Genomic DNA, 9417 nt, shown 5'->3' on the forward strand with positions numbered 1-9417 from the left:
TAAATCTTCATTCAACTGTAAATCGTTAAAATCATAATCTGAACCTTCTTTACTTACAATTTGTGGAGATTTAAAAAGTGGGTATGAAACAGAAATCATTGGTCCGGTAAGTACGAGTTCATAATTGTTTAAATCTGGATAAATTGTTTTTCTTTCAAGTTCACCTCCCGATATCGATGACGTTTCATGAAAACCTTCACTATAACTTATGTTTTTATCAGAAATTCGCTCTTTAGTCACACTAAGCTTTTCAAGAACTTGTATTACTTCATTTGATTGAATATTAACAAGCTTTACAACCTTATATGATTCTCCTTTTTCAAAAAGGTCTGCCAGAAGTTGAAGAGATTTTTCATTATGATTTATTAGTCTATTAACATTTCCTTTTAAATTCCAAACCCAATCTTCTTCAGTATTATTCACAATTATTGCATTGTCGACACTAAGATTAAAAGTAGACTCAAATACCTCTATCTGATTTGGATGTAACAAATTGCTTATCGAGGTGAAAAAGATTTCTGCATTTTCCTTACCATAAACATTTACTCCATAATCTAATCTATGGTGAACCTCCTGAAAGAGCTTAAATATATTTTTAAAATGAAAATGAAATTTTAATCTAGCATATATTTCCTTTCTTAGTGCTTGTCCCTTTGAATCTTCGTAAACACTCTCAGGATGAATTAACCCCATCCATCCGTTTGGACCTAAAAGGTCAAAGCCATTTACCAAAATGCATTTGTAGAGATTGGTTTGTTGGCCGATAAGGGTAGAATAAGAGTGTTTTCCATTCATAAATGAGGCAGTACAGTTAGTTTCAATTAACTCATTCTCATAAGATTCTTTTAATTTTTTGTCTGAGAAAAAACTGGTTTGCATATTGCGAATTTGGGGAGCAGATGTACTTCTAATTGCAATTTCCGGATACTTTTCAGATAGAATTCCCTTCTCCTCGAATGCTACTTTAAGCCAAGGTGGATTTCCTGCAATCAAATCAAAACCGCCTCTTTCCCAAAACACATCTAAAAATTCTAATTGCGGGTGGAAATAGTGGTATTTATCTGCCAGTTGTTTTACAAATCGGATGCGGTCAACCTTATCAAATAAATCATTCCGGTTAGCATATTCCACTACTGCATCTGTAAATAGCGCGCTTTCATCTGTTAGCTGCTCACTATCAATAGCCAATTGATTTGGCTCCATTACCATGCTCAATTGAGCAGAATAATCAAATAATTTTTGTTGTCCCTTTTTTAAAACTACTCCTTCTAACGCTGCGTTGGTATCCAATTCCAATATATTAGCTATGTCTTGCCAGTATTGTTGCCGGGTGGGTAAGTCTTTGGCTTCCCTAACATCCCAAAACCAAAGACTGCACCAATAGTCCATCACCATTTTTAATTTAAAGTAGGGTGCATTGTGGCGGTTACGTTGGTCGGCCAGTTGCTCCTTTTCATCATAACTTTTCAGGTTTAATGTCCTTGCACCTGTAATACCAAATATTTCCTGCTTATTTGCTGTTTGTGCATTAATGGTTCGCTGAAAACGATAAAACTCTGCCAGCAATTCATCTACCTTATTGCAGATTTTTTTCAGTTGCTCTATTTCCGATTTCTTTAAGGGCTCGCAGAAATCTTTTTTCCATTTGCTCACCCCTCTGGATTCTGTATCATATTCGGTTTTCAGCATTCTTATTCCTGCCGAAGGAACCATGTTTTTATCAGGCAAAAGGAAATGATAAATTTCATCTTGCTTGCGGCCATGTTTTATTTTATCGTATTCCTTGTTGGGTTTAAATTCCAATTGCCGTGGTGCAGTTTCCCACCATTCTTTTTTCTTAGGCACACGTTTATCCCTACCCTTTGCATCTTTTACAATTTCATCTTCCTCAATAAGATCCTTTTCTTTATAAACTTTCAACCATGCACCCACCACCGCGTTACCCACTGCCAGGCGGTTGCTAAAGAAGGGCGTTTCCATATCCTTGTGGATCACATTAAGCCAAAGCGATAGTTTGCCCAGCTCAATAGCGGTCGGGTTTAAATCTACCCCATAGGTATTGTTGGTTGCTATATAAGCTTTTACTTTTTGAAGTTCTTCTTTAAATAAATCGGGAGGTACTCTTTTATTTAATTCCTTTTGGCGGTGGCTGATATAAGCTTCTGCCAACTGGTTAATCATTTCGTTGTGAAAGGCGGCGGCACCCATGGCCGGTTCCAAAAGTTTTAACTCCAGTAGTTCAACGGCCTTCATTTCGGCCTTATCCAGTTTTTCAAGTATTGGCTTCAGGGTATATTTTACGGTACAACGAGTTAATACTTCCGGTGTATAATACGAAGCCGATTTTTGCCTGTCTCGCCCACTTAGGCGATACACAAAGGTTCCTTTTTTGGTAATTACATCATGTTCTGTACCGTCTTTCAAAATTTCATTTTCCTGAAAATCATCTCTGCGCATACGAGGCACTAAGTACGTGCCTTCGTTAGGTGCATCGGCCTTGTGTACTTCTATATAATCTTGCTCGGCATAAAAGCCCCGGTAAGCAAGTAAGCTTTCATATACAGAACCTAATTGGTTAATACCCAGGTTGGCATACGAAATGCGGCCCCTTGTGCGGGTGCGTTGCTGCTTGCTGAGTGAGAGGCGGCATATAATATCCTGCCATATTTTATTGCGAAACTTCACCTTATGCAGATGATGCAGCTTTGCATTGTTAAACAGTGGCGAGTCGATATGACGTACTTTAAAACTTTTGTTAATTTTCAACCTATATCCTTCCTTAAGTTCGCTGTCATAATACAGTTTATCTTCTTTTTCGCGATAGCCATTGCTTAATACATCAAATAATTTACTCAATGATTCATGAAAAAAGTAACCATTTAAACTGGTTTCTGAATACAAAGGCACTTGCTCCAAATCACGAAGCATTTCTAACGAATAGCCTTTGTTGTATATGGGATCGTTACTTGGTAAAATATCTAAATCTTCCCGACTCTCTGCATAGAAAACAAAAAGTAACCGGTAAATAATATTTAGGCAATCATCTTTTATTTCCTGTTCAAACGTATCGTCTGTTTCATCAAATACCTCCTGCAAAACATGTTTTTGAAAATATAGTGCTTCATTGGCCAATGCTTCTACCGCATGAATGATTCCTTCTTTTAAATCTTTGGTAACCTCATAAGCACTTTTGTGGCTGTCTTCATCCAACTGGTCGAGCAAAACCATATTGCTTTCGGGAGTTAGCGATTCTTTGCCCAACAAAAAATAAAACAAGGCATAGAAGTTGGCGTTGCGGTTGGCCGTAGCTTCTGTGAATAACTCTTCTAAATCAAAAACCAAATAACTTCCTCTAAACCATTTTTCTTGTTCAAGGAGATAAACGATATTGCCCGCCAACAGCAAAATATATTTAGGTCTAAGATGAGGTTCAAATAAAAACAATTCGGAGATTGCTTTATTAATAACTACCGGAGATATTTTTAAATGTGTCGGAACCTGAAATACTTTGTCCCACTGGGTGCGGTGGTATTTTTGAGGTGGATTAGTTTGCGATTCGTCTTCTACATTGTAGCGTTGTTCAAACAAGCCATCGGGGTCGGTATCATCTTCCTTAAAAAGTGCTTGCATTTCCATAATCATCAAATGAACTTGTTCGCCCCTATGTAAAATATGCCTTACCGGAATTACTTCATTTTCTGAGAGATGAAACAGGTTATTATATTGAGGACGGTTCCCTTCATAGCCTAGGGCATTTAACAGTAATGTGTGAAATTGATGGCTTTCATAAATTTTATCTTTTGTTCTCAGTTTACCTTCAATAAACGATTGCTTAAAGCGATAAAATTTATCTTTTAGTGGGGAGACTCTTTTATTGAATTCCTTTATATCCTCAGCAGTATAACCTGTTTTACTCAACACTTTTGATGAAAAGTCTTCATCAAAGTAATTTGATGAAAAGTATTCTCCTATATTTTGAATGAATTTGATCATGTTCATTTACGAATTAAAAAATACTGCTAACACTTTTAGATAAGCTTCCCCTTGCAATGAGGTCATATCTTTATTATACTGGCTTGTTGAGCTAAGTATGGTTTCTATTTCCCGTTTTTTTGAATCCTTTTTCCCTGCGAAAAACGGTGTAATTGTTTTATCACTAAAGTCCAATTCCAATTGCTCTAAAGCCTCATTCTTCCAATTAGATAATTTTTGTTGATAGTCATTCAACTTTGCTTCCATTTTGGCTTCTAATTGTTTTTGTTCCCCACCCATATAGCTTGTTACAGTTGAAATCGCTTTAGGCAGAGTTTGCTGCAATGCAAGCAAATCTGCCTCTGAGATATTTTCAGTATGCAATATTTCCTGCAACTTAAAATCATTAATAAAGTCAATCAAGTGTATTGGCTTTCGCTGAATACTGCCGTCTGGATTTAACCCAATCACTAAGAAATCAGCCACAACAGGTTGCCCCAAGTTATTGGACACCTGTGCCTGGAAGATGTACCAGCTGGTTTTAGAGGGTATCCGATTGGTTTTAGCAACTAATGCTACATCCTTATCTACACTGGCTTCTAATTTGGTCATATAATACTTTATAACCGGATGCAGCTCAGTCAATATTTGGAATTCTGCCCATTCACCTTTCCTTTTCCGTGCTTCTTCAATGGCCCTTTGTACCAAATCTTTATCCAGAGATAACTTGAAAAGTTGATTGACTTTAGGCTTAGATTCAGGTGGAAGGTCAAAAAGAATTTGGTTTAAATCTTTGGTGTTGAGTATTTCGAGGTAACCATCTTGTACTGTTACATCTTCAGTTCCTATTTGTTTGGCAGAAGAAAGTTGTTCAAATAAATCGGAATAGAATTTAGCCTCACTGGGGTAAACGGTGAGATTAGTTTCGTAAGGATTGTCGGTAATAGTAACTGCTGTGGAATCGTCCTGATTGGCAAACAAGGTTGTGAAATCAAATCCGGCCATTTTATCCTCCAAATCCTCTAAGAAAGTTTCATTCTGATTTTGGATGGCTTGCTCAACCAATTGTTCTTCTTTATTAACATCATACAATTTCATTACAGAACCAGCATCACCTAAGGTTTTGTAAACCACCTCTTCTTTTTGGGTAAGTCGTTCAACAATGTGCAGATCGGTTTTTAAACCTTCTATCTCAGATTCTGCAATAATGTAATGGATAAACGGTGTTTTCTTTTGGCCATAGCGGTCAATACGGCCATTACGCTGCTCTAACACAATCAACGACCATGGAATATCGTAATTAAACATCCGGTTACAAAAAAAGTGGAGATTCACACCCTGCGAACCAGCATCAGAGCATAGCAATAAACGCACAGTGCTATCTTCTTTACCAAAATCTTCAATGATAGCTTGTTGCTCCGTGTCCGACAAGCCACCATGAAAAAAAGCAATAGATTCTTCAGTGATATTAAAATCGGCTTTCAATTTTTCCTTAAGATAATCCAGCGTATTTATTCTTTCTGCAAAAATAACATAACGGTCATTTTTCTTTATGCCTGTCCAACCCAATTCAAGCAGAGTATCTCTTAGCTTTTTGTATTTAGTATCGGAATGGGTGGTAAGGATTGTTTCTAATTTAATTTTTAACGCATTCAACACTTCTAAATTCTCAGAAGCAAATTCATTATTAGATTTTGTTGCATCAACCTTTTCTATTCTTCGTTGAATACTTTCCAATGCGGCTTTTGGCGAAGACATAAAAGCTTTGAATATTCCTACAGAAAAAAGGAAATCCTCTTTAGGCTTCCCATTCTTCAACGCATTGAGCGCATTAAACTTCAGCTCTTGTTGGTATTGAAGGAAATCAGTTTCTGCTGCACTAAGTTTAGCGGAACTACGAATAATTTTACGTTCCTGAAAATTGGCCCTTACCGTTTCATCAGTAATATCGTTTTTAAAACGTCTTACATAATAGGGCTCTACATGTGATTTATCATACTCGCCACTCTTAGGAATAGCAGTAGGCTCAATCATGTTGATGAGGTTTGCAAAGTTTTCTTTTCTACCATTGTGCGGTGTTGCAGATGTAAGAATTAAGGATTCACATTTTGTTGTAATCAATTGAGCCAAGTCGCCCCGCTGACTTTTGTCATTAGCAACCGTGTGACACTCATCAATTACAACAGCGTCCCATCTTGATTTTTCAATATAGTGCCTGAATTTGGCATTGTTCTTTAAAGTATCAATTGAGATGATTGTTTTATCGTAATACTCAAACGGATTTTTATTAGACGGCAGTTGTGTTTTAATCCTAGCAATACCTTCCGAATCTAACCGCACCAATGGTATTGCAAAGCGATGCCAAAGTTCTTGCTGAAATTGTGCAAGAATAGACTTAGGGGCTAACACCATAATTCGTTTCCCTTTGCCTCTTTTAATTAGTTCAGATAAAAAAATACCAACTTCAATTGTTTTACCTAACCCAACACCATCTGCAATCAACAACCTTGGCCTTGGCAATTGCAACGCTTTAAGTGTAGGTGTTAATTGGTATTCAGCCGGATTGATGGCAGCCTTATTTGCAATGGTTATTTTCTCGGAAAATACAGCTGCATTTCTGATTTGGGTCTCTAGAAACAATTTTGTTTTTCTATACCCACTGTCATTGTCTGCAATCAATTTGGTTTGGTTCGGATCAATCGGCTTAATGTCTGAATCAATATTAGAATCGAAAGAAAAACGTTTTCCTTTTACCAACTCACTTATTCCTTCAGCCTCCAAAAGCCAGGAGCCATCATAATTTGCATTAGAATTGGTTATGATAAAATCTTCACCTCGGGTTGATATGCGTTGTCCAATTGTTAGATTCATATTTTATTTTCCTTTTATAGGCACATATTATTTAAGTCTTAATTACTACAACGAGCAAATAGTATTTCAAATTCAACTAATGTTCTTATTTAATCTTTCATTTCTTCTAGACCAGTTTTTAACACATTCAACAATGTTGTTCACATATCTTTCTCGCGTTATTTGAAGTTGGGCGGGATGGTATGCATTTATGACAAGTCTTTTTCCGATTTCATAATATTCAATCATGTCGTAAGTAACTTCTTTAGGAGCACCAAAGTAATCTTTCAAAACCTTAAACGTATTGCCACAAATAATAACGTCTGGATTCAGTATCTCAATTTGATTTTGAATTAATTGTTTATGATTATTATACGCCGAGTAAATATTTTTCATGTTAGTACTTTTACCGGTTTCAGATGGAAGTTTCTGAATATTAACCCACGCCACCTTTTCTAGTGATTTTACAATAGAAGGGTCGTTTGAAATAAATGGTATTTCATCCCAATTTTTAAATTCATTCAATATCCCATATGAAATATATACAACGGGTTGCCAAGTTCTGCCAGAGGTACCCTTAATTAAATCTGAAAAAAAGGTATCGTATTTTGTCGTAAAAAGCTCCGGCAAAGACCAATATCCTTCCCTTTCATCATCATACGGCTCTTTCATTAACCATAAAATTTTCAATCTGGTATTATCGAAATATTTTGCAGAATCAAGTGCTCCATCATAAATAGGACCAACTTCATTCTCTTGATCAACAAAAGCGTTTTCAATTTCTATATTTATTGCTTTTATTCTTGCTTGAAATGTCTCAAAATCATTAATTAATTTCATTTTTACCTTTTTTCTTTCTAAATGCAAATTTTATGGCTTTACACCATTTTTCTATCTTTTCAACTCTCTTAGCCTGTTTAAAATTGATACCATCGCCAAAGTATCTAACCCACAATATTCCAATAAAGCTAAACGGGTTTCAGCAACTCTTTCCGAATCGGTTTCATTATTGAGGTTATAAAAAGCCGCACTCGCATCGCCGCCATTACCAATCTCCAGATGTTGATAACTCAATTCGGGAATCAAGGCAGGTAGCACATATTTAATGGAGTAAGAGCCCTTCATTTCTGGCAATTTGTAATGCTTTCGGAATGGTACCATTAGGTCTACGATTCGGTTCACAACCGCATCAATTTCCATTTTATATCTGGGATATTCCCTCGCCAATTCATTTAAACGGGTTTTTTCAAAAGAGATATTATATACCAATACAGTACCCTTTTCCCCCAGAACCTTCAATAGGTTTTCAAGAAATTCTAAGTTTGGGGTACCCGTATTTTCTGCCAGATACGCAAAATACTCAACTCCTGAACCGGGTGCACTTTGCAAATGAACCGAATATTGAAAACATACCTGTCGATACGGCCACTGTCCATCATATTCAGGTACGGGCGTACTCCAGCTTTCAAAATCGATAAAATAGAGGGGGTATTCTAATTCATTAATAAATGAATGGATTGCCTCATTATTTATATAGGGCTCTCCGTAGTCTTTTTCTTCATCAATAATATCCTTCGTGCAAAAACCATAAAAATCACAGAGGTAGGGTACTTTACATTGGTTGCCCACCACAATAGATGGCATGTTTTTTTGCCTTGCCACTAATATAAGCGTCTCTGCTTTTTCGGCTATAAATAGCTGTTTATCCTGCGCGGAGCTAATAACTGATTCTGAAATAAATAGCTGTTTCAGGTCCAGCTCTCCATAGCGGATATACTTGTTGTTGAGGTGGGTTACATACATATCTGCCAAAGACAAACCTGCACGCGTAATTACATAGTATTGAAATGCCGCATCCAATAAATAAGTGTCTTTTACTGAAGTGGTACTTTTGACCTCATAAGCATACCATTTGTTTCTTCGCTTTACCAATATATCCACGGCACATAACAATCCCTCATACTGAAAAGCTGCTTCATAAATAATGGTTTGCCCTTCTGCAATATATTTGGCCGTGTTTGCAACAGATTGCTGGTATTCAAATGTTGTGGCAGGGCTGGCATCTACTCCTCCTGGAAAAAGACCCCTTGCCAACATGCCCACATCGGTACCCTTTTGAAAAATAGCCTGTTGTGCCTCGTCTATTTCATCCCTTACAGCCGGCATGTGTTTATGTAGCCATAACCTTTTGGGGCATTGGCAACCGTACATAAAGGTTGACTTTGATAAAATATGTTTCTCTGGCTTTGCCATAAAGTAATGTTTGTACTCCCGACGACTGATTGTTTTCAATGGGAAAGCGGGGGGTGCTTTCTATCAAAATCTGAAGTAGATGAAAGATATTTATAATAAGTGCCAATTCCAAATTTTTCACTCAAATAGGCTTGGTGTAATCTGGGGTGATTTATGATTCTAGCAAAAGGCTTTTATCCATCAAAACACTTGTGATGGGCTAAGGCAATTTTAAAAAGCAGCTCATCCTGTAAGCCGGAATTTTTTCTGGCTTTCTTTTCTGAAAAACCCTTTTCAACCAGGTATTTATAGGTTTTGAAAGTTGTTTCAAGTATTGCCAAATAACCCTCTAACTCTTTACTG

Annotated in this window: 3 protein-coding genes and 1 pseudogene; all 4 read right to left on the reverse strand. The window is 36.7% G+C overall.

From position 1 onward, the window contains the following. A pseudogene (locus ABIQ27_RS02485) lies at window positions 1–3993 on the reverse strand (hypothetical protein); the annotation flags it as partial. 6 nt (window positions 3994–3999) lie between these two features. After that, window positions 4000–6843, reverse strand: a complete 2844-nt coding sequence (locus ABIQ27_RS02490) for a helicase-related protein (RefSeq protein ID WP_348031740.1) — start codon at window positions 6841–6843, stop codon at window positions 4000–4002. 72 nt (window positions 6844–6915) lie between these two features. Then, window positions 6916–7662, reverse strand: a complete 747-nt coding sequence (locus ABIQ27_RS02495; RefSeq protein ID WP_348031742.1) for a hypothetical protein — start codon at window positions 7660–7662, stop codon at window positions 6916–6918. Window positions 7663–7713: 51 nt separating this feature from the next. Then, entirely contained in the window at window positions 7714–9075 is a 1362-nt protein-coding gene (locus ABIQ27_RS02500) for a DUF2779 domain-containing protein (RefSeq protein ID WP_348031743.1), read from the reverse strand. Between the last annotated feature and the right edge of the window lie 342 nt (window positions 9076–9417).

It is taken from the genome of Flavobacterium sp. (assembly GCF_039916025.1).
GTDB lineage: Bacteria > Bacteroidota > Bacteroidia > Flavobacteriales > Flavobacteriaceae > Flavobacterium.